Genomic DNA, 22713 nt, shown 5'->3' with positions numbered 1-22713 from the left:
CGGTCGTGTTCGCCTTGGCCGGACTGCGGCGGATAGCTGTTGATCACCGGGCCGCGGGCTGTGTCGTCCGCGGTTCCGGCGGCTCCTCAGCCCGGCGGTCGCTCGAATCGGCGCTGCAGCTGCCTGCGTTCGCCGCGGCGGATGCGCGGGAGCATCTCCGGGGCCGTCGCGGAGCGCTGCGCGCGTCTCTTGCGTCCGGCGCAGAAGATACAGGCCTCTCCCGGGGGCGCGTCCGGGTCGACGGGCGCGCCGGGGTGCTCGGAGCAGCCGGAGGCGCCGCGCGGCCGGGACAGCTCGCGGGCCACGATGAACGCGCGGTGGAGGTCGTCCGCGATGCGCACGAAGTCGTCGGTGGGGGAGGTGAGGGCCAGGTGGAAGCGGCGGTCCTCGACGGTGCGGACGTGGTCGCGCAGCGCCTGGAGGGTGTACGGCGGGTCGGGCACCGGGTAGCCGAGCCGGCGCTGCTCCCCGGCGGGCGGGGCGGCGAGGCGGGCGGCCGCGGCCCGGCCGGCCCGGCCGCCGCGGTCGCGCAGCCCGAGGCGGCGCCGGTCGTTGCAGATCAGGCAGCGGCCCCAGCCGTCGGGCGCCTCGGGGTCGAGGGCGCCGTTGGGGTGCTCGGGGCAGCCGGTGTAGCTCTTGGCGGGGGCGAGTCCGGCGGCGGTCTGGAAGGCCGTGTAGAGGGCGTCGGCGACGGCCTCGTACTCGGTGGGGTGGGCGCCGTCGTAGAGCTCCTTCAGGTGGTCGCCGAGGCTGCCGATGGCGGCCTGCAGCTCCCGGAGGGCGTACGGCCGCCCCGTCGGGACCGAATACCCCCTGCTGCTGCCGTGCTGCTCCTGTGGACTCATGTCTACGAGCGTGCCACGAACGACCGACAACGCGGGAATCGGCAGGTGGCACCGGCCCGCCGGGGTGCCGGGGTGCCGGGGTGCAGGCCCGCCGGTGCCCGCCGGGTGCGGGTACGCGAGCGGCCGGACCCCCCGCACGAGGATCCGGCCGCGGTGCGTGTGCCGTGGACTAGAAGACGGCCTCGTCGAGGTCCATCAGGGAGTTGTCGACGGCCTCGGCCAGCGCGCGCTGGACCGAGACGCCCGGCAGGATCTGCGAGGCGAAGAACTTCGCGGCGGCGATCTTGCCCTGGTAGAAGGCGACGTCCTTGCCGGTGGCGCCCGCCGCCAGCTTCTCGGCGGCCACGGCCGCGCCCTTGAGCAGCAGGTATCCGACGACGACGTCACCGGAGGCCATCAGCAGGCGGGTGGTGTTCTGGCCGACCTTGTAGATGTTCTTGACGTCCTCGCCGGTGGCGGTGAGGTCGACGATCATCTGGCCGACGATGCCTTCGAGGTCGACGGCGGCCTTGGCGAGCGCGTCGCGGGCGCCGGCCAGGTCCTCGCCGCCCTCGCTCTGGGCGAGGAACTTCTTGATCTCCTCGGAGAGGAGGTTCAGGGAGGCGCCCTGGTCGCGGACGATCTTCCGGAAGAAGAAGTCCTGGCCCTGGATCGCGGTGGTGCCCTCGTACAGAGTGTCGATCTTGGCGTCGCGGATGTACTGCTCGATCGGGTACTCCTGCAGGAAGCCGGAGCCGCCGAAGGTCTGGAGCGACTGGGCGAGCTGCTCGTAGCCCTTCTCGGAGCCGTAGCCCTTGACGATCGGGAGCAGCAGGTCGTTCAGGCCGTGCAGGGCCTTGGCGTCCTCGCCGGCCGCCTCCTTGACCGCGATCTCGTCCTGCACGGAGGCCGTGTAGAGGACGAGGGTGCGCATGCCCTCGGCGTACGCCTTCTGCGTCATCAGCGAGCGGCGGACGTCCGGGTGGTGCGTGATGGTGACCTTGGGCGCGGCCTTGTCCATGAAGTTGGCCAGGTCGGTGCCCTGCACGCGCTCCTTGGCGTACTCCAGGGCGTTGAGGTAGCCCGTGGAGAGGGTGGAGATCGCCTTCGTGCCGACCATCATGCGCGCGAACTCGATGATCATGAACATCTGGCGGATGCCGTCGTGCTTGTCGCCGATCAGCCAGCCCTTGGCGGGGTGCTGGTCGCCGAAGGTCATCTCGCACGTGTTGGAGGCCTTGAGGCCCATCTTGTGCTCGACGTTCGTCGCGTAGACGCCGTTGCGCTCGCCCAGCTCGCCGGTCTCCCAGTCGAAGTGGAACTTCGGGACGAGGAAGAGCGACAGGCCCTTGGTGCCCGGGCCGTGGCCCTCGGGGCGGGCGAGGACGTAGTGGAGGATGTTCTCCTCCATGTCGTGCTCACCGGACGTGATGAAGCGCTTGACGCCCTCGATGTGCCAGGAGCCGTCCTCCTGCTGGACCGCCTTGGTGCGGCCGGCGCCGACGTCCGAGCCGGCGTCCGGCTCGGTGAGGACCATGGTGGAGCCCCAGCGCTTCTCGACGGCGATCTGCGCGACGCGCTTCTGCGCCTCGTTGCCCTCGGCGTGCAGGACGCCGGCGAACGCCGGGCCGGAGGAGTACATCCAGACGGCCGGGTTCGAGCCGAGCAGCAGCTCCGCGTAGGCCCAGATCAGGGAGCGGGGCGAGGTGGTGCCGCCGATCTCCTCGGGCAGGCCGAGCCGCCAGTACTCCGACTCCATGAAGGCGTTGTAGCTCTTCTTGAAGGAGGCCGGGACCGGAGCCGTGTTGGTGGCCGGGTCGAAGACCGGCGGGTTGCGGTCGGCGTCCGCGAAGGACTCGGCCAGCTCGTTCTCGGCGAGGCGGGCGATCTCGGACAGGATGCTCTTGGCGGTCTCGGTGTCCATCTCGCCGAACGGGCCGGTGCCGTACAGCTTGTCGCGGCCGAGCACCTCGAAGAGGTTGAACTCGATGTCGCGGAGATTCGACTTGTAGTGCCCCATGGCGACGGCTCCGTTAAGGCTCGGGGAGACAGGTTCCTCGTACATACCAATCGGTAACGTAATGATGCTACCCGCCGGTAATAAGACGCAACCCTTGTCCGGACACTGTGACCAGCGTCAAAGCTCGCACCACACGGTCTTGGTGCCGTCGCCCCCCTGGACGACGCCCCAACGCAGCGCCACGGCGTCCAGCAGGGCCAGCCCCCGCCCGGACTCGTCGGTGCCGGTGGCGTGGCGCGGGACGGGCCATGCCCGCGGATCGGGATCGGTGAGCTCGACCCGCAGGCGGGCTGCCCTTCCGCTGATCCGCAGGGTGACGGGGGTGCCCTCCCCGAGGTGGGTGATCACGTTGGTCAGCAGCTCGGTCAAGCAGAGCTGGAGCTCCGGACACGGCCTGCCGAGGTGCTCGCGCACGGCGAGCCGGAGCTCCGGGACCGCCTTCGGCACGGCGAGCAGCCCGACGGCGAACGGCCTCACCGGCGTCCCGCCCGCAGGGCGGCGGCGAGACGGACGGCGGTGCCGGCGTTGCAGTTGCCGAGGGCGATGAGGGGCGGGGTGTCGTACGTCCCGGCGTAGGAGGGGAGGTGGAGGTCGAGGGAGGGCAGCGTGATCCCGTGCGCGGCGAGGGCGGCGCGCAGCTCGATCAGGGCGTCGATCGCCTGGCCGTCGGCGGTGGGGTCGCTCATGGGGGGCCTTCCTGTGCGGACTGTGACGAACCGCTCACAGGCTGGCGCCGGGCGGCGTAGCGTGGGAAGGGTTTCGGGTTCCACGGTGCGAGGTGTGGAAGGGCGGGCGATCGTGGCCGCGCGCAAGGACATCGACGGCTCGGCGAGCGTGCCGGCCTTCTACGGCAAGGAGCTGCGCTGGAAGCGGGAGGCGGCGGGGCGCACGCTCCAGCAGACGGTGGAGGGCGTCTTCTACGGGGTCAGCTACTTGAGAGAGATCGAGCGGGGCCACCGTCGGATGCCGGCGGATCTGGCGCGGCACGTTGACCGGGTGCTGGAGACGGACGGCTTCTTCGCCCGACGCTGCGAGGATGTACGCAAATCGCGGACCCACCTTCACGCCCCGTACTTCCAGGATGCGCTGGAGTTGGAGACACAGGCTCGGGAGATCGAGGAGTGGAGCCCCATGCTCCTCCCCGGGCCCCTCCAGCTGGAGCCGTACATCCGGGAGATCGTCCACACCTTCAACCCCAAGGATGACGAGCCCACGGTCGAGCGGAAGGTCGCCGCACGGCGTGGTCGGGCATGGGTCTTCGAGGAGCAAGGGCCGGCGTCCTGGGTCGTCCTCCACGAGTCGATCCTTCGGAATCCGATCGTTCCGGACGCGATCATGGCGGAACAGCTGGAGCACATCGCCGCTGTCGCGCGGCGCCGCCATTACGTTCCACAGATCATCCCGTGTAACGCCGGTGCGTACCCATTCATGATGGGATCGACCCTGCTCATGTCCTTCAGCGATGGCCCGCCGGTCATGTACACGGAGGGCATGTACAGCGGCCAGCTCATCGACGATCCGGGCATCGTGGAGCAGTACCAGGACGCCTACAACCGCCTGCGGGCGGCAGCGCTGCCACCCAAGGTGTCCCTGAAGATGATCGAAGACGCGGCAGAGGACTTCGGAAATGGCAACCATGCACGTCGACTTGAGCGCCGCCAGCTGGCGGACGAGCAGCTACAGCACCGCCCCGGAAGGGCTCTGCGTCGAGGTCGCTGACGGCGTCGCCGGAGTCGTCCCCGTCCGGGACTCCAAGCGGTCGACCGGGCCTGTGGTCATGGTGACTGCCGAGGCCTGGGTGCCGTTCGTGGACGGGATCAAGCGGACCCTCTGACCGGATCCGGGCGCTTGGCGGGCGCCTGCCCTCGGTAGGCTGGCCGACATGTACGGCTACGACCAGAACCCGGGTGCCCAGCAGCAGCAGTACGCCCAGCCCCAGCAGCCGATGCCGGGGGCGGGGTACGAGCAGCCGCTGTACCCCGAGCCGTCCCCGCCCTCCCTCGCGGACGCGGTACGCGCCTTCACGACCGGGTCGCTGTCCGCCGAGGACTTCCAGCAGGTCTTCGCCACCTCGAAGGTCTACTGCCCGCGCGGCGACACCCCGGGCTTCCTGGCGCTGCACAACACGCAGCAGCCGGTCATCCCCATGTTCACCACGCTCAAGGAGCTCCGCCGGTACGCCGGCAAGGAGTCCAAGTACTTCGTGATCACCGGCTCGGAGGTGATCGACCTGCTGCCCACCGGGTACGGCTTCGTCCTCGACATGGAGGGCGACCACCGGATGGTCTTCGATGCGAAGGCCGTCGAGCAGATGGTCGACTTCGCGATGCGCCGCATGTACGGCTGAGCACGCCGCACGGGCGCAGCGGGGCGCGCGGGGGCGCGTACAGAGGGCGTACGGAGGCGGGCGCACGGCCGGGGGGCGGGCGATGCTGAGGGTGCATTTCACGGCCGAGGACCTCTTCGAGGTGACCTTCGCGCCCGAGCCGCTGCCGCTGGTGGAGCTCGGGCTCGCCCTCGCCGCCGTCCAGCGCACCGACGTACCGGCCGTTTTCGGCCGCTGGCGGTACCGGGCCCTGCGCGAGCTGCCCGGCCGGGCGCGGCCCCTGTTCGACCTGCTCCGGCCCGACGGCGACAACCCGCCGTTCGTCGAGCCGTACGCCCGGACCCTGGACGAGGGCCTCGCCGACGTGGCCGCCGCGGCCGGGCGCCTCACCGGCGAGGAGCTGCACCGCGCCGCGGCCCGGGCGCCCGGTTCGGCGTCCTGGCTGCGCGCACTGGGGGACGGCGACCGGGAGGCGTGGACCCGGCTCGACGGTGCACTGCGGTCCGCGTACGAGGCCGTGGTCGCCCCGCACTGGCCCCGCATCCGGCAGTCCTTCCGGGCCGACGTCGCCTGGCGCACCCGGCTGCTGGCCGCCCACGGCATCCGGGCCTGCCTGGCCGGCCTCCACCCGCGGGCCGGCTGGGACGGCACGGTCTTCGAGGTCGCCGCACCCCCGCACCACGAGGCCCGGCTCGGCGGGCACGGCCTGGTGCTGATGCCCTCGTCGTTCTGGACGGGCCGCCCGCTGCTGGCCGGCCACCCCTCGGGCACGCACGTGCTGCTGTACCCGGCCCTGACCCCGCTGCCGCTGGTCGGGCCGGGGCGGGCCGAGGGCCCGCTGGACGCGCTGCTGGGCCGGACCCGGGCGGCGGTGCTCCACCTGCTCGTCGAGCAGCGCACGACGACCGAGGTCGCCCGTGACCTCGGCATCAGCCTTCCCTCGGTCTCGGAGCACACCCGCACCCTGCGCGCGGCCGGGCTGATCACCACGGAGCGCGACGGCAAGGCCGTCCTGCACTCGGCCACCGCCCTCGGCGTGGACCTCCTCCACAGCGGCCGCTGACCTCCGAGGTTTCGGCCCGCCCCGAAACCATCGCGGGCCCCGGCCCCTGCGCCCGACCATCGATGCCGCGGGGCCCGCCACGGGGGCTGCCCCGCCGACGGATGAGGGAGACGAAGCGATGGCACGTACGTCGATCCGCACGAAGCTCGGCGCAGCGGCTGCGGCAGCCCTGGCGGCCGGGACCGCCGTCCTGGCCGCGGCCCCGGCGCAGGCTGCGGCGTCCGGCTGGGCCGACTGCCCGGTGGGCTCCGTGTGCATCTACGCGGGCACCAGCGAGCACTCGCCGATCATCTGGGAGCGGTCCCGGGCGGGCACGTACAACCTCTCGAACATGTACAACGACCACCTGATCTACAACAACCAGACGGACGGGTGGAAGTTCTGGACCTGCGAGGGCTACAACGGGACCCGCTGCTCGACGGGGTACCTGCCGGCCGGGCACTACATGATCAAGAACCTCACGCCGGTCAACTCGGTCCGCATCACGCCGTGATCTGCTGAAACGGCGAGCTGTGAAGCCTGGCGGCCCCGGGGGAATGTCTCCGGGGCCGCTCGGCGTTGGGCGGGTGTGGCAGAAAGTTCGAGTTTCAACTAAACTCGGAGCAGAAGGAGGCCGACCATGCCTGCAGTGACTGTCGAGAACCCGTTGACGCTCCCCCGCGTCGCCGCACCGTCCCAGGAGACCGCCGCCCGCAAGGTGCTGGCCGTCGTGACCGCGCCGAGCGGCTTCGAGGGCGAGGGCTTCCCGGTGCGCCGCGCCTTCGCCGGGATCAACTACCGCCACCTCGACCCGTTCATCATGATGGACCAGATGGGCGAGGTGGAGTATCAGCCTGGGGAGCCGAAAGGGACCCCGTGGCATCCGCACCGCGGCTTCGAGACCGTCACGTACATCATCGACGGGATCTTCGACCACCAGGACTCCAACGGTGGTGGCGGCACCATCACCAACGGCGACACCCAGTGGATGACGGCCGGCTCCGGCCTGCTGCACATCGAGGCTCCGCCGGAGCACCTGGTCATGTCCGGCGGTCTCTTCCACGGCCTCCAGCTGTGGGTGAACCTCCCGGCCAAGGACAAGATGATGGCTCCCCGCTACCAGGACATCCGAGGCGGTAACGTCCAGCTGCTGACCACGCCCGACGGCGGCGCGCTGCTGCGTGTGATCGCCGGCGAGCTGGACGGGCACGCCGGTCCCGGCATCACCCACACGCCGATCACGATGATCCACGCGACCGTGGCGCCGGGCGCCGAGGTCACGCTGCCGTGGCGGGAGGACTTCAACGGGCTGGCGTACGTGCTGGCGGGCAAGGGCTCGGTTGGTGCCGAGCGCCGTCCGATCCACATGGGCCAGACTGCGGTTTTCGGCGCCGGCGGTTCGCTGACCGTCCGCGCGGACGAGAAGCAGGACTCTCACGCGCCGGACCTGGAGGTCATCCTCCTCGGCGGGCAGCCCATCCGCGAGCCCATGGCCCACTACGGTCCGTTCGTCATGAACACCCGCGAGGAGCTCCAGCAGGCGTTCGAGGACTTCCAGAAGGGGCGGCTGGGCACGATCCCGGCCGTGCACGGGATGTCTGAGGGCGGACTTTAGGGCTCACCAGAGCCACATGCGGACGGGTTCGGCCTGGATATGGACGGGCCCGTCCACGCTCTACTGGCGCGGTGCTGACCGGCGGGTGCGTGACCATCTGTGCCATCGGCCTGTGAAGATCCGTTCCACGATCATCATCAGTGCCAGTCCTGCGGCAGCGATCCCGCAGGACTGAAAGAACATGATGCTGAAACCGGAACCCCGGAACGTCAGGCAGGCTGTGAGGCCACCGACTACGAATGCGGCAAGGCCCGCAAGCCCAAGCAGTACGTAGAGTGGCGCAAATGCAGTGCGAAGGCTTCCAGCCGCCCCCGGCTGTGGCTGCACACCGTGAACGTGCACTGTCACATGCTGATCGCGGCCAGCCTGATACACACGCCCCTCATCCTCGGCTTGGGCATGCATCTGCCACCGAGGACGTTCTTCGTCGCGCATCGCTGGTTTCTCCTGAAGCTGTGAACGGCAAGCACTTGCTTGGGGCGGGATCACAGAGGGCCGAGCCAACGCGCAAGCTCCAAGCCGAGATCTCCGACGAACTTGAGCTGGACTTCAGCAGGGTCCCGGATGGCGTAGTAGACGAATACGCCAATGCTCACAGGTACGTACAGCCAGGAAACCGCATCGATCAAGTGGGACCTGTACGACAGGCGTTCACGAAGAACGATGAAGCCTGTTGCGCCGACGATGGCCGCTCCCAGCGAGAAGAGCACGGACCACCAATTGGAGGGGTCGGACTTGTCAGTCCAAACGGCGTGTGTGCTGGCGCCCGCGATCGCGAGTGGAAGCAGTGGGACCAAGGCGAGAAGGACGCTGAGCAACGTCTCCCAGATCCCGCCCCAGAGACTGCCTCCCATCTCGGCGTACTCCCAGCCGTCGTCCCCATCCTCGTCGTCGTCCTTCTGGTGCGCCGCAGCCGAGTAGTCGAGGTGGTTGGAGATGTGCGCACAGGCATCCGTCAGCGCCTTGACCTGCTGCGACCAGGTCTCGTGCACCTGTTTCAGTGCGGCGCCCGTCTCGAAGTGGCTGCCTGCCAGGGCGGTGGCCGCGTCGGACGTCGTCTGACGGGCGTGGGTGCCGTCCTTTGCGAGCCGGCTGTGGAGCTGGAACGCCTCACCGCCGATGGCGCCCAGATCGTCCCGGCTGACGCTCAGGTCTGCGGTCCCACCACCTCCGCCGGGCGGGGGCGCCTGGTTCAGCCGCACACCCGCCTTGGCGACAGCCCATTCCTCATCGAACGACATCCCGGTCCCCCACCTGTCGACCCGTCAGCACAACCGTCTGATATTGGCCGAACGAGCAGGCGCACTCACGACAAGGTGATCTTCTTGACGACACCTTGATGCACCACTCGCATGACTTCTCCGGATCTCCGGGTGCCCTGGCGTCCCCGGAGCGGGAGCCGCTGCCTAGCGGCGCAGGGCCTCGGCCGGCTGGGTGCGGGAGGCCCGCCAGGCCGGGTACAGCCCGGCGAGGACCCCGGTGACGAGCCCGATCAGCGGCGCCACGGCGACCGTCAGCGGTGACATCACCGGGGTCCAGTCGCGCAGCGCGGACACCCCGACCACGGTCAGGGTGCCCAGCGTCGTGCCCACCAGGCCGCCGACCGTGCCCTGCGCGGCCGACTCGGCCAGGAACTGCGCGGTGATGTGCCGCCCGCGCGCCCCGAGGGCCCGGCGCAGCCCGATCTCCCCGGTCCGCTCCAGGACGGCGACGAGGGTGGTGTTCGCGATCCCCACGGCCCCGATGACCAGGCAGATCGCGGCCAGCAGCAGGAACAGCTGGTCCAGGTCGGAGGTCACCCCCGCCCGCAGCGTCCGCGGATCCGGCGGGGGCGCCGGCGTCAGCCAGTCGGGATGGTCCGGGCGCAGCGCCAGCGGCAGCTCGGAGGCCACCTGCCGGGCCGCCCCCAGCTCGGTCACCACCATCATCCGGGCCCGCTGCGCGTGGTCGGGCGGCCCCCACAGCCGTTCCGCGGTGCTCCGGGGCACCATCACCGACAGCAGCAGGTCGGGTTTGCGTTCGGCGCCGCCCGCGATCCCGATCACGGTGAACGCGTGGTCGCCGATGAACACCGCGGGGCGGCTCTCCAGCGTGGTGATGCCCAGCCGGGCCGCCATCGCCGAGCCCACCACCGCGACCTGTTCGGCGCGCCCGTCGTGGAAGGTGTCGTAGGCCCGGCCGGTGCCGAGGGTGAGCCCGGCCGCGCGCAGCATGCCGGGGGAGGCGGCGACGACCGGGATCCGTTCCCCCGTGGCCCCGGCGACCGGGGCGGACCGCACGGTCGTCTCGCCGAGCGGCACCGGCCAGAACACCCCGGCGGCGGTGACCCCGTTGAGCGCGCCCGCCCGGGTGTCGGCGTCCTTCGGGAAGGCGTTCGGGACCTGCCGGGCGAGCTGCGGATCCCCGCCGCCCGCGGTGTCCTGGACGCCGACCTCGGTGGCCGTCAGGGCGTTGAAGCGGCTGTCGATCTGGGAGGACGCGGTGGCCGTCAGGCCGAGGATCGCCACGAACGTGCCGACGCCCAGCACGGTGCCGAGGCCTGTGAGCGCCGACCGGGCGGGCCGCTGGAGCATCCCGGCGAGCGCCTCGGACAGCAGGTCGCGCACCGACAGCCGGGACGGGGCGATGGCGGCCGGGGCGCCGCCGCCCCTGCCGCGCGCCCGGTGCCGCCACCGCATGCTCGCGATGCGAGGCCGTCTCATGCGCGGACCACCTCGCTCAGGATCCCGTCGCGGATGGACACGGTGCGCCGGCCCCGCTCCGCGACGTGCGGGTCGTGCGTGATGACCAGCAGGGTCAGCCCGTCGGCGTGCAGCTCGTCCAGCAGGGCCAGTACGGCGCCGGCGGTCGCCGTGTCGAGGTTGCCGGTCGGTTCGTCGCAGAGCAGCAGCGAGGGCTCGGAGACCAGGGCGCGGGCGATGGCCACGCGCTGGCGTTCGCCGCCGGACATGCGGGTCGGGAGGTGGCCGCTGCGGTGGCCGAGCCCGACGCGCTCCAGGGCGGTACGGGCCCGGCCGGCGCGCTGACCGCGGGGGATGCCGTTGTAGACCATCGCGAGGAGGACGTTCTCCAGGGCGCTGCGGTGGGGCAGCAGGTGGAAGGACTGGAAGACGAACCCGATGCGCTGCCCGCGCAGGGCCGTGCGGTCGCGGTCGGGCAGGGAGCCGGTGTCGATGCCGTCGAGCAGGTAGCGGCCGGCGGTCGGGGCGTCGATGAGCCCGGCCACGTTCAGGAACGTCGACTTCCCGGAGCCCGAGGGGCCGACGACGGTGACGTACTCGCCGCGCTCCACCGTCAGGTCGCAGGGCCGCAGGGCCTGGACGGGCGGCGGGCCGGGATAGGTCAGCCCGACGCCCTCGAACCGGACGACCGGGTACGACGGGTGCGACGGGTGCGACGGGTGCGACGGGTGCGACGGGTCCGACCGGTCCGGCGGGTCCGTGGTGTGTCCGGGTGCGGTGGTCATGGCTTCGCCTGGGCGACCAGGACCCGGTCCCCGTCGGCGAGCGCGCCCCCGCCGACCGGCTCGACCTGGACCATCCCGTCGGCGGACATCCCCGCCCGGACCTCGACGCGCCGCCGCTCGCCCGCCGCGGCCGGGTCCTTGCCGAGGACCGTGACGGTGGTCCGCCCGTCGGCCCCGGCCGACACCGCGGACAGCGGCACGACCAGGACCGGCTCGCCCGAGGACGCGGCCGTCACCGTGAGCCGTACGCCCTGCCCCGCGAGCCGGGGGTCGAGCGCCTGGTCCGGTGTGACCGTCAGGGCGTACCCGCCGGCGTCCGCGGCCCCGCCCGGCGCGCCGCCGCCGGGGCCGCCGCCGGAGCCGGCCCCGTCCGGGGCGCCCGCCCCGGGCCCGGACACCCCGGATCCGCCGGTCGCCGGGGTCGGGGCGGTGGCCACCGAGGCGACGGTCCCGGTGGCGGTCAGCCCGGTGGCCTCCGACAGCACCTCCACTTTCATCCCCGCCTTGACCAGGTCCTTCTGATGGGCCGGGAGGGAGGAGCGGATCACGGGGGCGCCCGCGGACAGGGCCAGCAGCGCGTCCGGGACGGGCTCGCCCACCGCCGCCTTGACCGTGTCCAGGCGCGCCGGGAAGCCCTTGACGAAGACGAGCTCGTCCGCCGGGACCATCGGTCCGGAGGACGCCCGGGCCGCCTCCAGGCGGCTGTTGGCCTTGGCCAGGTCGGCCTGGGCGAAGGCGAGCTGCTGCTGTGCCTCCGCGGTGTCGGCGCCGCCGCCGGCCTTGGCCTTGGCGAGGGCGGTCTTGGCGGTGGTGACCTGCCGCTGCGCGGCGTCGGCGGCGTCCTCCGCCGCCTGGAGCTTCTCCGTGTCGCCGGGATCGGCGGGCCGGGGCGTGTGGCCCAGCGCGGCGTAGAGCGCGGTGACCGCCGCCTTGGTGCCGGGGCCGTAGGTGCCCGCGGGGTCCTTGCCGGCGGGGTGGCCGAGCGCCTTCAGGCCCTCCTGCAGCTGCCCCACGTCCTTGCCGGTGGCGCCGGGCTTCAGGTCCCGGTACACGGGCAGGGCCCCGGCCAGGGCGAACACGGGCCGCCCCGACACCTCGACCAGCACCTCGCCCGCCTTCACGGCCGCCCCGGGCTGCTTGTTGATCCGCGTGACCACGGGTTTGCCGCCCGTGCCGGCGGCCGCGGCGGCCCCGGCGCCCGGGGACACGGTCAGCGTCTGCTCGGCGGCGACCGTGCCGCGGACCACCACGGAGGAGGTCAGCACCCGCCGCTCGACCCGGTCGGCGAGGACGGAGGCGGGCGGCGGCGCGGCGTCGGCGGCGACCTGGGCGGGGGAGCGGATGGTGGCGGCGACGGCGATACCGGCCCCGGTCAGGGCGACGGCGCCGGCGACGACCCAGGTCAGGATGCGTCGCCGACGCCCCAGCGAGGCCCGGCCGTCGTCCGACCCGTCGGGCGTGTCCGACCCGTCGGGCGTGTCCGACCCGTCGGATCCGCCCGGCTCGTTGGATGCGTCTGCGCCGTCGGGTCCGTCAGGCCCGTCCGACCTCTTGGATGCGTCGGGCCCGCCGGACCCGTCGGGCACGTCAGGTCCGTCCGGCTCGTCGGTGCCGTCCTCCGCGGGCTTGGTTGCCGGCGGCTCTTGATGTTTCACGTGAAACTCACTTCGTCGCTCAGCAGTTCTCGCCGATCACCTGAAGGGAGCTCACCCGCCACGGGGCGCCCTCGTTCTCCCGGGTCAGCGTGAAGGCGCCCATCTGCGAGGGCTTGTCCTTCAGTTGGTCGATGGGCGCTCCGGTCCTGGCGTCGTGGATCAGCCAGCGGTCCAGGTCCACGCAGTCGTGCAGGATCAGCGACCGGGGCCCCGGGCTCTCCACGCCGTCGACCCGGTGGCCCACCTCGCCGAGGAGCACCTGGCCCGCGGATCTGGAGTGGGCGAGGTTGTCGCGCAGCTCCTGCAACTGGCTTCCGGCCGCGACCCGTTCGATGGCCGGGTCCTGCGGGTCGGGTGTGCGGTTCGCCGCGAGCCAGGTCGCCCAGTAGGTGTCGTACGCCTGACGCACCTCGGGGCTCGGCGGCTGCAGCGCGGGCGCGGCCGCCGCCGTACCCCCCGCGGGAGCGGAGGGCGCCGGGGCGGTGCTGCACCCGGTGACCAGGGCCGACGCCAGGGCCGCCGCTGCGGCGGGCAGGGCGCACGCCGCCCGGCGGTGCCTCATGCCGCGCCGTCCTTGAGGACCTTCTCGGCGAACGCCACCTGCTCGCCGAGGTGCTTCTTCTCCTGGTCCAGGTCCTGTTTGTGCTTCTCGATCAGGGTGTTCTGGTAGGCGGTGAGGACGGCGGTCCAGGTGTCGGAGAGCTTCGTCTTCTGCTTGCAGGACACGTCCGTCGTGGCGGCGGTGATCTCCTCGCCGGTGACCGGCCCGGTCCACCGGGTGCCCTCCATCTGCTGGAGCTCCCAGGGCGTCTTCACCTGGAATCCCGCATCGCGCATGCAGGAGCTCCACTGGGCGATGGCCGCGGTGACCCGGCTGTCGCCGCGTGCCCGGTCCCCGGCCTGCTGGGTGAGCTCGTCGACCAGGCCGTTCCCGGCGGGGGTCGTGGAGGTGCCGTTGGTGCCCTTGGCGCCCTTCGGGTAGAGCTTGCGGGCGGCCTCGCCCGAGCAGCCGTCCTCCGGGGCGCCCGGGTGGGCGGGCACGCCGTCCTGCGGGCCGAACAGGGCGGCCGTCTCGCTCGGGTCGCGTTTGGCCGCGGCGCCCGCCTCACGGTTCGGCAATTCCCCCGTACGATAACCGTATTTCTTTGCGGATTCGGCATCCACAAGTCCGATTCCGCTTGCGATCCGGCGGGTGTCGGGGCCGGCGACGTACGTACTCGAATTCTTGAAGGAAGTGAATCCGATACGGCGCATACAGGCCTCGGTGAGGATGTCCTGCGCCTGCTGGAGCACTTTCTGCTGGCTCTTGTCGAAACCGTAGGCGTCCAGAGGGAGCGCCGCGTTCGCGGCGTCGGGCTGCGGGGTGACCTTCACCGGAGGTTCGCCCGTGGATGCGGCCGCGCCGCCCGTCTTCTCCGTCGACGGGCCGCTGCAGGCGCCGAGCGCCGCGACCGCGACCGCGGCGGCCAGGAGCAGGGGCAGCCGTTGGCGTGCGTGGTGCACGATCAGCCTTTCGATGGTGGGACTGGTGGTCGTACACTGCCCGGCACACCCGGGGCCGGGACCGATTCCAGCGGTCCCGGCCCCGGGTGGATCCGAGCACCGATCAGCAGGGGTTCGCGGCCCACTTGCTGAGCAGGGTCATCGAGCTGTAGCCCGTGACGCTGGTGTTGTTGTTGCGGTGCTTGTCCCACCACTTGTTGCCGTTGATCACGGTGCCCGACTTGTAGCAGATGGGCGTGATCGTGTGGCTCTTGTAGCCGAGGCCCAGGGCCGCGGACGAGGTGGTGGAGTTGGAGCGGATCCGGACCCCGTCCTGGGTGTAGTCGCCGGCGTGGGCGACGGTGACGGATCCCAGGGCGATCGCGGCGGCGGAGAGTGCCACCGCGGTGAACCTTGCTGCCTTGCGCACGCTGTCTCCTCTTCTGGGCGGACACGTCGTGGTGCAGCCGAGAGGAAGAGCCAGTACCGCCGTCAGCGGCAAGCGCTGAGCTGGTCCCCCCGGTCCAGTGAAAGACGATGGCACGAACGGCAATCCCGTACCAGGGGATTTCGGCCGCGTGGCCGATAGCAGCCTGAATACTCCGTGTCGGATCGGTCGGCCGTTTCCGCCGAGCCTTTAGATCATTTTCGGTGTTTGCGCTGGAAAAGGCGGGCGGCGGGAAAACGGTGGCCTCGGGTCCTCCGCTAATGGATGATCGGGAACCGCTTCGCGGTTGTCCTGAAACGTGCGCTACTCGTCTTGCTCCCGCCGCTCGCTGCGCCGGCTTCCCGCGTGGCGCGCCCGCAGCTCCGACACCATGCCGAACGCGGCGGCGGCCAGGGGCACCGAGAGCAGCATCCCGAGGATCCCGGCGACACTGGCGCCGGCCGTGATGGCCAGCATGACCACCGCCGGGTGCATCTGCACGGTCCGGCTCTGGATCACCGGCTGCAGGAAGTGGCCCTCCACCAGCTGCACGGCGACCACCAGGGCGACGACCCACAGGCCGATGATCCAGCCCTGTTCGGCGAAGGCGACGAGGACGGCCAGCGCGCCGGAGAGGAAGGCGCCCAGGTACGGGATGTACGCGCCGATGAAGACCAGGGCGCCGAGCCCGACGGCGCCGGGCACCTGCAGCACCAGCAGGCCCACGGTGATGAGGACGGCGTCGATCAGGGCGATGAAGGTGGTGCCGCGCATGAAGCCCTCGACGGCGTCGAAGGCGCGCCGGGCCATCGCCTCGACGCTGTCGCCCCTGCCGCGGGGGCCGAGCCCGCGCAGGGTCTCGGCGGCCCGGTGGGAGTCCCGCAGGAAGAAGAACATCAGCAGCAGGGCGAGGGCGGCCATGGCCAGCACCTCCGCGACGACGCTGAGGCCCGCGATGACGCCGGAGGCGGCCGTGCCGCCGAACTTGGCCAGCAGGTCCTTGGCGTTGGCGGCCAGGTCCTCCAGGGAGGTCCCGGCGGCACCGAAGTGCCCGGCGAGGTCCTGGCCGGCGCGCCGGAGGGAGCTGATGATCTGGTCGCCGGTGTCGAGGAGGGCCGAGACGACGATGTACGTGGCCCCGCCGGCCACCGCGAGCACGGCCAGGCAGGTGAGCGCGGCGGCGAGCGAGGGGTGGACCTTCATCCGCACGAGCCGCCGGTGCAGCGGCCCCAGCAGGGCCGTGCCGAGGAGGGCGAGCAGGACCGGGGTGACGGCGGTCTTGAAGACGATGCACAGCCAGACCCCGACCGCGGCCACACCGGTGACGAGGAGTACGACCACGCACCAGGCAGCGAGGCGGCGTACGGGCTCCGGCAGCAGGGAGGAGCTGGGCACGCGGTCATCCAACCACGCGTCAGCCGCACTCCCGCTGATGCCGTTCGCTCGGTCGGGCTCCGGCCGCGGCCGTTCGCTCGGTCGGGCTCCGGCTCCGACTGCTCGTTCAGTCGGGCTCCGGCCCCGACTGCTCGTTCAGTCGGGCTCCGGCTCCGACTGCTCGTTCAGCTCGAACCAGATCGACTTGCCCTCGCCGCGCGGGTCCGCGCCCCACGCGTCCGCCAGCATCTCCATCAGCAGCACCCCGCGGCCGCTCGACGCCATCTCGCCCGGATGCCGCACGTGCGGCAGCTCGTCGCTGGAGTCCGCCACCTCGATCCGCAGCCGGCGCGCCCCCGGCTCGCCCACCGCCTCCGCGACGAGCAGCGCGTCGCCGTCGGTGTGCAGGAGCACGTTCGTCACCATCTCGGAGACCATCAGCACCGCCGAGTCCACCTGTTCGGGGTCGGCCCAGTCGTGCAGCAGCTCCCGGATCTGCCGGCGGGCGCCCGCGATCCGGGCCGGCTCCGCCTGCGCCACCGTCAGCATCGTGCGGCGCGTGGGGCGGGAGGGATACCGCAGCGGGACGCCGCAGCCGCAGCCCGGGCCCTCGCGGCACAGCAGGACGAGGGCTATGTCGTCCTCGCGCCGGTCGGCGAGCGGGCCGGTGGTGTGGTGCGAGGACGGCCCGTGCACCGCCTGCACCAGCAGGTCGGCCAGCTTCTCCAGGTTCTCCGTCCCGTGCGTCCCGGACCCGGTCTCCAGGACCGCCCGCAGCCGCGCCCAGCCCGTGTCCAGGTCGTGCCCGCCGGTCTCGATGAGCCCGTCGGTGCACAGCAGCATCGTCTCGCCCGGCTCCAGCGTGAACCGGGTCGTCGGGTAGTCGGTGTCGGGGATGATGCCGAGCGGCAGGCCGCCGGCGGTGGGCCGCATCAGCACGGTGCCGTCCGTCATCCGGATCGCCGGGTCGGGATGCCCCGCCCGGGCCACCTCCAGGATCCCGGTCTCCGGGTCGCACTCCACGTACAGGCAGGTCGCGAAGCGCGGGCTCCGGAAGTCGAAGCCCGCGTCGGCGTCGCCGTCCGGATCGGGATCGGGACCGGAGTCCGGGCCGCCGTACGAGCCGGTGCCCTGCACCGCGGAGCCCAGCCCGGCCAGGAACCGGGAGGCGCGGGAGAGCACCGCGTCCGGGCGGTGGCCCTCGGAGGCGTACGCGCGCACCGCGATCCGCAGCTGGCCCATCAGCCCGGCGGCCCGTACGTCATGCCCCTGCACGTCCCCGATGACCAGCGCGAACCGGCCCGACGGCAACGGGATCACGTCGTACCAGTCGCCGCCGACCTGGAGCCCGCCGCCGGTCGGGACGTACCGCGCGGCGATCTGCATGCCGGGGATGTCGGGGCCCAGTGTCGGCATCATCGAGCGCTGCAGCCCGGTGGTGAGCTCCCGCTCCGACTCGGCCACGCCCGCCCGCTGGAGCGCCTGGGCCAGCATCCGGGCCACCGTGGTCAGCACGGACCGCTCGTCCGGCGAGAACGACACGGGGTGCTTGAACGCGGCGAGCCAGGCGCCCGTGGTGCGCCCGGCCACGACCAGCGGCACGAAGGCCCAGGAGGCCCGGCCGAAGCGTTGGGCGAGCGGCCAGGTGGCCGGGAACCGCTGCCTGTAGTCCTCGGCGGTGGGCAGGTAGATCGCCCGGCCGGTGCGGACGACCTCCGCCGCCGGGTAGTCCGTGTCCAGCCGCATGTCCGCGAAGGGGCCCTCGTCGCCGGGCCCGTGCCCGTGGTGGCCGATGACCGACAGCCGGTCCCCGGCCACCCCGAAGACGGCCAGCCCGTCGGGGCTGAACCCGGGCATGGACAGCGAGGCGGCGACCCGCAGCACCTCTGCCGTCGACCGGGCCTCCGCGAGGGCCCGCCCCGCGTCCAGCAGGAAGGCCTCGCGGGAGCGCCGCCAGTCGCCGGTGGCGGTGGTTCGGGCGGCGGCGGTGGTGCCGGGCTGGGGCTCGGCGATCTCCTGGATGGTGCCGATCAGCTCGTAGCCGAGGCGGCCGTCGTCCGACCGGTTCTGCACCGGCTTCGAGCGGCTGCGGACGGTCCGCAGCACCCGCCCGTCCCCGTCCGTGATCCGCAGCCGGGCCTCGGCGAGGGTGTCCTCGGCCACCGCCAGGCTGACGATCCCGTTGATCTCGTTCCAGTCCACCGGGTGGAACCGGGACCGTACGGCCGCCTCCGGCAGCACGGCCGGCTCGGCGGGCAGGCCGAGCAGCCGGGCGGCCTCGCCGTCGAGGCTGACCTTCCCGGACGCGTTGTCCCACCGCCACAGGCCCGTCGCGATGGCAGCAAGGACATCCTCCGTGCGCACGCGGTCATCTTTACAGGTGATCGCCTCGACGTGCCTGTCCGCGGGGCCCGCCGGGCGCGCCAGCGCGGCCGGTGTCCCGGACGGTAACCTTGGGACGGTTGAATCCACCCCTGGTATCGCGAAGAACTGGATGACTGATGCATCGGTACAGGTCCCACACCTGCGGCGAGCTCCGCGCCTCTGACGTCAACACCGACGTCCGGCTGAGCGGCTGGCTGCACAATCGTCGAGACCTGGGCGGCATCCTCTTCATCGATCTGCGCGACCACTACGGCATCACGCAGCTCGTCGCCCGTCCCGGCACCGCCGCCGCTGCCGCCCTGGACAAGCTGTCCAAGGAGACCGTCGTCCGTGTCGACGGCAAGGTCGTCTCCCGCGGCGCCGAGAACGTCAACCCCGACCTGCCGACCGGCGAGATCGAGATCGAGGCCGCCGAGGTCGAGGTGCTGGGCGCTGCCGCCCCGCTGCCCTTCACCATCAACACCGACGACGGTGTGAACGAGGAGCGGCGCCTGGAGTACCGCTTCCTCGACCTGCGCCGCGAGCGCATGCACCGCAACATCATGCTGCGCTCCGCCGTGATCGCCGCGATCCGCCACAAGATGGTGGCCCTCGGCTTCAACGAGATGGCGACCCCGATCCTCACCGCGACCTCCCCCGAGGGCGCGCGCGACTTCGTCGTCCCGTCCCGCCTGAACCCCGGCAAGTTCTACGCGCTGCCGCAGGCCCCGCAGCAGTTCAAGCAGCTGCTGATGATCTCCGGCTTCGACCGGTACTTCCAGATCGCGCCCTGCTTCCGCGACGAGGACGCCCGCGCCGACCGCTCGCCGGGCGAGTTCTACCAGCTCGACGTCGAGATGTCCTTCGTCGAGCAGGAGGACGTCTTCCAGCCGATCGAGAAGCTGATGACCGAGCTCTTCACCGAGTTCGGCGGCGGCCGCGAGGTCACCTCCCCGTTCCCGCGGATCCCCTTCCGCGAGTCGATGCTCAAGTACGGCAACGACAAGCCCGACCTGCGCGCCAAGCTGGAGCTCGTCGACATCACCGACGTCTTCGAGGGCTCCGAGTTCAAGGCGTTCGCCGGCAAGCACGTCCGCGCCCTGCCCGTCCCGGACACCGCCGCCCAGCCGCGCAAGTTCTTCGACGGCCTCGGCGACTACGCCGTCTCGCTCGGCGCCAAGGGCCTCGCCTGGGTCCGCGTCGGCGAGGACGGCACGCTGACCGGCCCGATCGCGAAGTTCCTCACCGAGGAGAACGTCAAGGTCCTCACCGAGCGCCTCGGCCTGGTGGCCGGGCACGCCGTGTTCTTCGGCGCCGGCGAGTTCGACGAGGTCTCCAAGATCATGGGCCCGGTCCGGGTCGAGGCCGCCAAGCGCGCCGGCCACTTCGAGGAGAACGTCTTCCGCTTCTGCTGGATCGTCGACTTCCCGATGTACGAGAAGGACGAGGAGACCGGCAAGATCGACTTCTCGCACAACCCGTTCTCCATGCCGCAGGGCGGCATGAAGGACCTGGAGGAGAAGGACCCGCTCGACATCCTCGCCTGGCAGTACGACATCGTCTGCAACGGCATCGAGCTGTCCTCCGGCGCCATCCGCAACCACGAGCCCGAGGTCATGCTGAAGGCCTTCGAGATCGCGGGCTACGAGGCCGAGACCGTCGAGCGGGAGTTCGCCGGCATGCTCCGCGCGTTCCGCCTCGGCGCCCCGCCGCACGGTGGCATCGCCCCGGGCGTGGACCGCATCGTCATGCTCCTCGCCGACGAGCCGAACATCCGCGAGACCATCGCGTTCCCGCTGAACGGCAACGCGCAGGACCTGATGATGGGCGCGCCCACGGTCCTGGAGGAGTCCCGCCTGCGCGAGCTGAACATCGCGCTGCGCAAGCCGGTGGAGGCGAAGCCGGTGGACGCCAAGCCGATCGCGGAGGCCGTCCACCCGGACGCCTCGCGGTAACGCACCGCTGCGGTGACCTGACGTGCCGAAGGGCCCGGGATTGCGATCCCGGGCCCTTCGGCGTGTGGGGCGTGCGCGGTGGGGCGTGCGCTGGCAGCGGTCCAGGAGCCGGTCCAGGAGGCGGTCCTGGAAGCCGCTCCTGGAGCCGGTCCTGGAAGCCGGCCCTAGAAGCGGTCCAGGAGCCCCTTGAGCAGGGCCGCCGACGTCAGCTCGCAGGGAGCGGGGCCGGCGTGGAAGAACCCGGTGTTCTCGGCGTCCAGCTTGCGCAGGAAGTCGAAGGCCTTGTTGTCGTGGTCGCCGAAGGCGACGAACTGCCAGTGCACCTGCGGTGCCGACGCGGCCGCGTCCGCCAGCGCCTGCTTCGCGGGCTGCCGGCTGTCGGGGGCGCCGTCGGTCTGGAACACGACGAGGGCCGGGCCCGAGTCGCCGTCCTTGCGGTAGCGCTCCAGGACCTGCTCCACGGCGACGTGGTAGCTGGTGCGGCCCATGCGGCCGAGCTCGGCGTGACGGCCCTCGACCCAGGACCCGTAGTGGGTGTCGAGGGTCAGGTCGGCGGTGCCGTCCACCTCCGTGGAGAAGAACACGGTGTGCACGGTCGCCTCACCGTCGAGGTGCGCGGCGAGGGCGAGGGCGTGGTCGGCGAGGTACTGGGCGCTGCCGTCCTTGTAGAACGGCCGCATCGACCCGGACCGGTCCAGGACCAGGTACACCTTGGCCCGGGCGCCTGCCCTGCCCCTGGTGCGGAGCACCTGGCCGGCCGCCTTGTAGGCCGCGGCCACCTCCGGCGCCCGCTTCCGCACCACGGCCGCACTGTGCGCCGGCCCCGCGGCAGCCTCACCCTCCTCGGCCTCGGTCGGCTCGGCGACGGGCTCGACGTCAGGCGCGGCCTCGGCCTGTACGGCGACGGGCTCCGCCTCGGTCGGCTCGGCGACGGGCTCCGCCTCTGCGGGGGCGTCAACCGCCTCGGCCTGCGCGGCGACGGGCTCGGCCTCGGGCTCCGACTCGCTCTGTGCGGCGAGGGGCTCGGCCTCGGCCTCTGCGGGCTCCGGCTCTTCCTGCACGTCAACGGGCTCGGCGGCCGGCTCGGCCTGAGCCGCGACGGGCTCGGCCGCCGGCTCCGCCTCGGCCGGAGCCGCTGCCTCAACGGCCTCGGCTTCCTGCGGCGCGGGCGCCTCGGCGGGCTCCTCCTGCGCCTCGGCGGTCGCGGGCTCCACCTCGTCCTGGACGGCGACGGGCTCGGCCTCCACGGGGGCGTCCACGGCCTCGGCCCGGACGGCCTCCGGCTCCGCCTCGGCGGCGGTCTCGGCCTGCGCGGTGACCTGCTCGGCCTCCGCCTCGTCCTGAGCGGCGAGGGGCTCGGTCGGGACGGCGGCGGGCTCAGCCTCCGGCTCCGCCTCGGCGGCCACGGCTTCCTGAGCCTCGGCGGGCGCCGCGTCGTCCTCGGCAGCAGCGGGCTCGGCCTGGGCGGCGGCGGGTTCCGCCTCGTCCGGGGCGGCAAGGGGTTCGGCCTGCGCGGTGGCGGGTTCGGCCTCAACTGCCACCGGCTCCGCCTCGGCGGCGGCCTGGGGCTCGGCTTCGGCCGACTCGGCCTCGGCGGCGGGTTCCGCGGCCTCGGCGGTCGCGGGCTCCTGCGGCGCCTCGGCGGTGTCGGGCGCGGCTTCCGTGGCAGCGGCAGACGGCTCGGCCTCCGCAGCGGCGGGGGCGGCCTCGGGCTGCGGCTCCGCGAGGGCGGCCTCGGGCTCGGCCTCGGCGGCCGGTGCTGCGGCCTCGGCCGCCTCGGCAGCCTTGGCTTCGGGAAGCGTGGCGGCGGGAGCCGCGGCCCCGGCTTCGGGGGGCGTCACAGCGGCGGGAGCGGCCCCGGCTTCGGGGAGCGGGGCGGCGGGGGCCGCTGTGTCGGCCGGGGAAAGGGGGCGGCGGGCCTCCGGGACCGTGGCGTCACCGGCCGGGGCGGTGACGAGCACGCCCGGCTCGCGGTCGCGCGGCGCGGACTGCGGCGGGACCGTGTGGTTGTCGAAGGAAGCCGCGACCAGTTCGGCCGCCGCGTCGAGCGGTGTCCGTTCCGCCTGGTTCGGCACCGCAGCTGATGAGGTCGAAGGGGTAGTGGCCACAGTCGTCTCCGGAACCGGCTCGGCGGTCCGTCCGAAAACCTTGCGCAACAAGCTC

The 22713-nt window shown here is 72.3% G+C and carries 22 protein-coding genes; 8 read left to right on the top strand and 14 right to left on the bottom strand.

Annotated elements, in window-relative coordinates:
- Positions 1-86: 86 nt before the first annotated feature.
- The 4 genes from ACIQUT_RS33235 to ACIQUT_RS33220 form a co-directional block, all read right to left on the bottom strand.
- Positions 87-845 carry a hypothetical protein gene (locus ACIQUT_RS33235; protein ID WP_403568493.1) on the bottom strand — a complete coding sequence of 253 codons (759 nt, stop codon included), beginning with the start codon at positions 843-845 and terminating at the stop codon, positions 87-89.
- 169 nt (positions 846-1014) lie between these two features.
- Complete coding sequence (locus ACIQUT_RS33230) at positions 1015-2844, bottom strand: acyl-CoA dehydrogenase (protein ID WP_403568528.1); 1830 nt, start codon at positions 2842-2844, stop codon at positions 1015-1017.
- Positions 2845-2961: 117 nt separating this feature from the next.
- Complete coding sequence (locus tag ACIQUT_RS33225) at positions 2962-3321, bottom strand: ATP-binding protein (protein ID WP_403568491.1); 360 nt, start codon at positions 3319-3321, stop codon at positions 2962-2964.
- Positions 3318-3530: a hypothetical protein gene (locus tag ACIQUT_RS33220; protein ID WP_403568489.1), complete on the bottom strand. Its 213-nt coding sequence runs from the start codon at positions 3528-3530 to the stop codon at positions 3318-3320. Before ACIQUT_RS33220 ends, ACIQUT_RS33225 begins: the two co-directional genes overlap by 4 nt.
- A 112-nt stretch (positions 3531-3642) precedes the next feature.
- Between ACIQUT_RS33220 and ACIQUT_RS33215 the strand changes: the two genes are divergently transcribed.
- The 7 genes from ACIQUT_RS33215 to ACIQUT_RS33185 all read left to right on the top strand — a co-directional run bounded on the left by ACIQUT_RS33215 (position 3643) and on the right by ACIQUT_RS33185 (position 8286).
- Entirely contained in the window at positions 3643-4563 is a 921-nt protein-coding gene (locus ACIQUT_RS33215) for a Scr1 family TA system antitoxin-like transcriptional regulator (RefSeq protein WP_403568487.1), read from the top strand.
- A complete protein-coding gene (locus ACIQUT_RS33210) occupies positions 4472-4678 on the top strand; it encodes a DUF397 domain-containing protein (RefSeq protein WP_403568485.1) in 207 nt (68 codons plus the stop codon). The genes ACIQUT_RS33215 and ACIQUT_RS33210 overlap by 92 nt, the downstream gene beginning before the upstream one ends.
- A gap of 48 nt (positions 4679-4726) precedes the next feature.
- Positions 4727-5191 carry an SseB family protein gene (locus ACIQUT_RS33205; protein WP_403568483.1) on the top strand — a complete coding sequence of 155 codons (465 nt, stop codon included), beginning with the start codon at positions 4727-4729 and terminating at the stop codon, positions 5189-5191.
- An 82-nt stretch (positions 5192-5273) separates the two neighbouring features.
- Entirely contained in the window at positions 5274-6233 is a 960-nt protein-coding gene (locus ACIQUT_RS33200; protein WP_403568481.1) for a helix-turn-helix domain-containing protein, read from the top strand.
- A 118-nt stretch (positions 6234-6351) separates the two neighbouring features.
- Positions 6352-6726: a hypothetical protein gene (locus tag ACIQUT_RS33195; RefSeq protein WP_403568479.1), complete on the top strand. Its 375-nt coding sequence runs from the start codon at positions 6352-6354 to the stop codon at positions 6724-6726.
- A gap of 126 nt (positions 6727-6852) precedes the next feature.
- Complete coding sequence (locus tag ACIQUT_RS33190) at positions 6853-7827, top strand: pirin family protein (RefSeq protein WP_403568477.1); 975 nt, start codon at positions 6853-6855, stop codon at positions 7825-7827.
- Between the two features lie 99 nt (positions 7828-7926).
- Complete coding sequence (locus tag ACIQUT_RS33185; RefSeq protein ID WP_403568476.1) at positions 7927-8286, top strand: hypothetical protein; 360 nt, start codon at positions 7927-7929, stop codon at positions 8284-8286.
- A 26-nt stretch (positions 8287-8312) separates the two neighbouring features.
- On the opposite strand, the gene ACIQUT_RS33180 is transcribed toward ACIQUT_RS33185, so the two are convergent.
- The 9 genes from ACIQUT_RS33180 to ACIQUT_RS33140 form a co-directional block, all read right to left on the bottom strand.
- On the bottom strand, positions 8313-9068 hold the full coding sequence (locus tag ACIQUT_RS33180) for a hypothetical protein (RefSeq protein WP_403568474.1): 756 nt from the start codon (positions 9066-9068) through the stop codon (positions 8313-8315).
- 165 nt (positions 9069-9233) lie between these two features.
- A complete protein-coding gene (locus tag ACIQUT_RS33175; protein WP_403568526.1) occupies positions 9234-10505 on the bottom strand; it encodes an ABC transporter permease in 1272 nt (423 codons plus the stop codon).
- A gap of 20 nt (positions 10506-10525) precedes the next feature.
- Positions 10526-11293, bottom strand: coding sequence for an ABC transporter ATP-binding protein (locus ACIQUT_RS33170; RefSeq protein WP_403568472.1), 768 nt, complete (start codon positions 11291-11293; stop codon positions 10526-10528).
- The gene (locus ACIQUT_RS33165; RefSeq protein WP_403568470.1) at positions 11290-12948 is read right to left on the bottom strand and encodes a peptidoglycan-binding protein; all 1659 of its coding nucleotides are present in this window, start codon (positions 12946-12948) and stop codon (positions 11290-11292) included. The genes ACIQUT_RS33170 and ACIQUT_RS33165 overlap by 4 nt, the downstream gene beginning before the upstream one ends.
- 19 nt (positions 12949-12967) lie before the next feature.
- Complete coding sequence (locus ACIQUT_RS33160; protein ID WP_403568469.1) at positions 12968-13510, bottom strand: hypothetical protein; 543 nt, start codon at positions 13508-13510, stop codon at positions 12968-12970.
- Positions 13507-14451, bottom strand: coding sequence for a hypothetical protein (locus tag ACIQUT_RS33155; RefSeq protein WP_403568467.1), 945 nt, complete (start codon positions 14449-14451; stop codon positions 13507-13509). The genes ACIQUT_RS33160 and ACIQUT_RS33155 overlap by 4 nt, the downstream gene beginning before the upstream one ends.
- A 103-nt stretch (positions 14452-14554) precedes the next feature.
- Entirely contained in the window at positions 14555-14860 is a 306-nt protein-coding gene (locus ACIQUT_RS33150) for a hypothetical protein (protein WP_403568465.1), read from the bottom strand.
- A 321-nt stretch (positions 14861-15181) separates the two neighbouring features.
- The gene (locus ACIQUT_RS33145) at positions 15182-16252 is read right to left on the bottom strand and encodes an AI-2E family transporter (protein WP_403568463.1); all 1071 of its coding nucleotides are present in this window, start codon (positions 16250-16252) and stop codon (positions 15182-15184) included.
- A 135-nt stretch (positions 16253-16387) separates the two neighbouring features.
- Entirely contained in the window at positions 16388-18595 is a 2208-nt protein-coding gene (locus ACIQUT_RS33140; RefSeq protein ID WP_403568462.1) for a SpoIIE family protein phosphatase, read from the bottom strand.
- A gap of 137 nt (positions 18596-18732) precedes the next feature.
- Between ACIQUT_RS33140 and aspS the strand changes: the two genes are divergently transcribed.
- Positions 18733-20550, top strand: coding sequence for an aspartate--tRNA ligase (aspS, locus tag ACIQUT_RS33135; protein ID WP_403568460.1), 1818 nt, complete (start codon positions 18733-18735; stop codon positions 20548-20550).
- Between the two features lie 164 nt (positions 20551-20714).
- On the opposite strand, the gene ACIQUT_RS33130 is transcribed toward aspS, so the two are convergent.
- Positions 20715-22658: a VWA domain-containing protein gene (locus ACIQUT_RS33130; RefSeq protein WP_403568458.1), complete on the bottom strand. Its 1944-nt coding sequence runs from the start codon at positions 22656-22658 to the stop codon at positions 20715-20717.
- Positions 22659-22713 lie beyond the last annotated feature (55 nt).

It is taken from the genome of Streptomyces sp. NPDC090445, from assembly GCF_044769385.1.
In the GTDB taxonomy this organism is placed as follows: Bacteria; Actinomycetota; Actinomycetes; order Streptomycetales; family Streptomycetaceae; genus Streptomyces.
The sequence above is the reverse complement of the archived record's forward strand: the minus strand, read 5'-3'. Positions and strand labels throughout refer to the sequence as shown.

What these genes read in the sequence shown, in the direction of transcription:
- ACIQUT_RS33175 (WP_403568526.1), bottom strand. Translation starts at nt 10,505, where the DNA reads ATGCGGTGGCGGCACCGGGCGCGCGGCAGGGGCGGCGGCGCCCCGGCC.
- ACIQUT_RS33160 (WP_403568469.1), bottom strand. Translation starts at nt 13,510, where the DNA reads ATGAGGCACCGCCGGGCGGCGTGCGCCCTGCCCGCCGCAGCGGCGGCC.
- ACIQUT_RS33230 (WP_403568528.1), bottom strand. Translation starts at nt 2,844, where the DNA reads ATGGGGCACTACAAGTCGAATCTCCGCGACATCGAGTTCAACCTCTTC.
- ACIQUT_RS33195 (WP_403568479.1), top strand. Translation starts at nt 6,352, where the DNA reads ATGGCACGTACGTCGATCCGCACGAAGCTCGGCGCAGCGGCTGCGGCA.
- ACIQUT_RS33170 (WP_403568472.1), bottom strand. Translation starts at nt 11,293, where the DNA reads ATGACCACCGCACCCGGACACACCACGGACCCGCCGGACCGGTCGGAC.
- ACIQUT_RS33190 (WP_403568477.1), top strand. Translation starts at nt 6,853, where the DNA reads ATGCCTGCAGTGACTGTCGAGAACCCGTTGACGCTCCCCCGCGTCGCC.
- ACIQUT_RS33210 (WP_403568485.1), top strand. Translation starts at nt 4,472, where the DNA reads ATGGCAACCATGCACGTCGACTTGAGCGCCGCCAGCTGGCGGACGAGC.
- aspS (WP_403568460.1), top strand. Translation starts at nt 18,733, where the DNA reads ATGCATCGGTACAGGTCCCACACCTGCGGCGAGCTCCGCGCCTCTGAC.
- ACIQUT_RS33220 (WP_403568489.1), bottom strand. Translation starts at nt 3,530, where the DNA reads ATGAGCGACCCCACCGCCGACGGCCAGGCGATCGACGCCCTGATCGAG.
- ACIQUT_RS33200 (WP_403568481.1), top strand. Translation starts at nt 5,274, where the DNA reads ATGCTGAGGGTGCATTTCACGGCCGAGGACCTCTTCGAGGTGACCTTC.
- ACIQUT_RS33180 (WP_403568474.1), bottom strand. Translation starts at nt 9,068, where the DNA reads ATGTCGTTCGATGAGGAATGGGCTGTCGCCAAGGCGGGTGTGCGGCTG.
- ACIQUT_RS33205 (WP_403568483.1), top strand. Translation starts at nt 4,727, where the DNA reads ATGTACGGCTACGACCAGAACCCGGGTGCCCAGCAGCAGCAGTACGCC.
- ACIQUT_RS33235 (WP_403568493.1), bottom strand. Translation starts at nt 845, where the DNA reads ATGAGTCCACAGGAGCAGCACGGCAGCAGCAGGGGGTATTCGGTCCCG.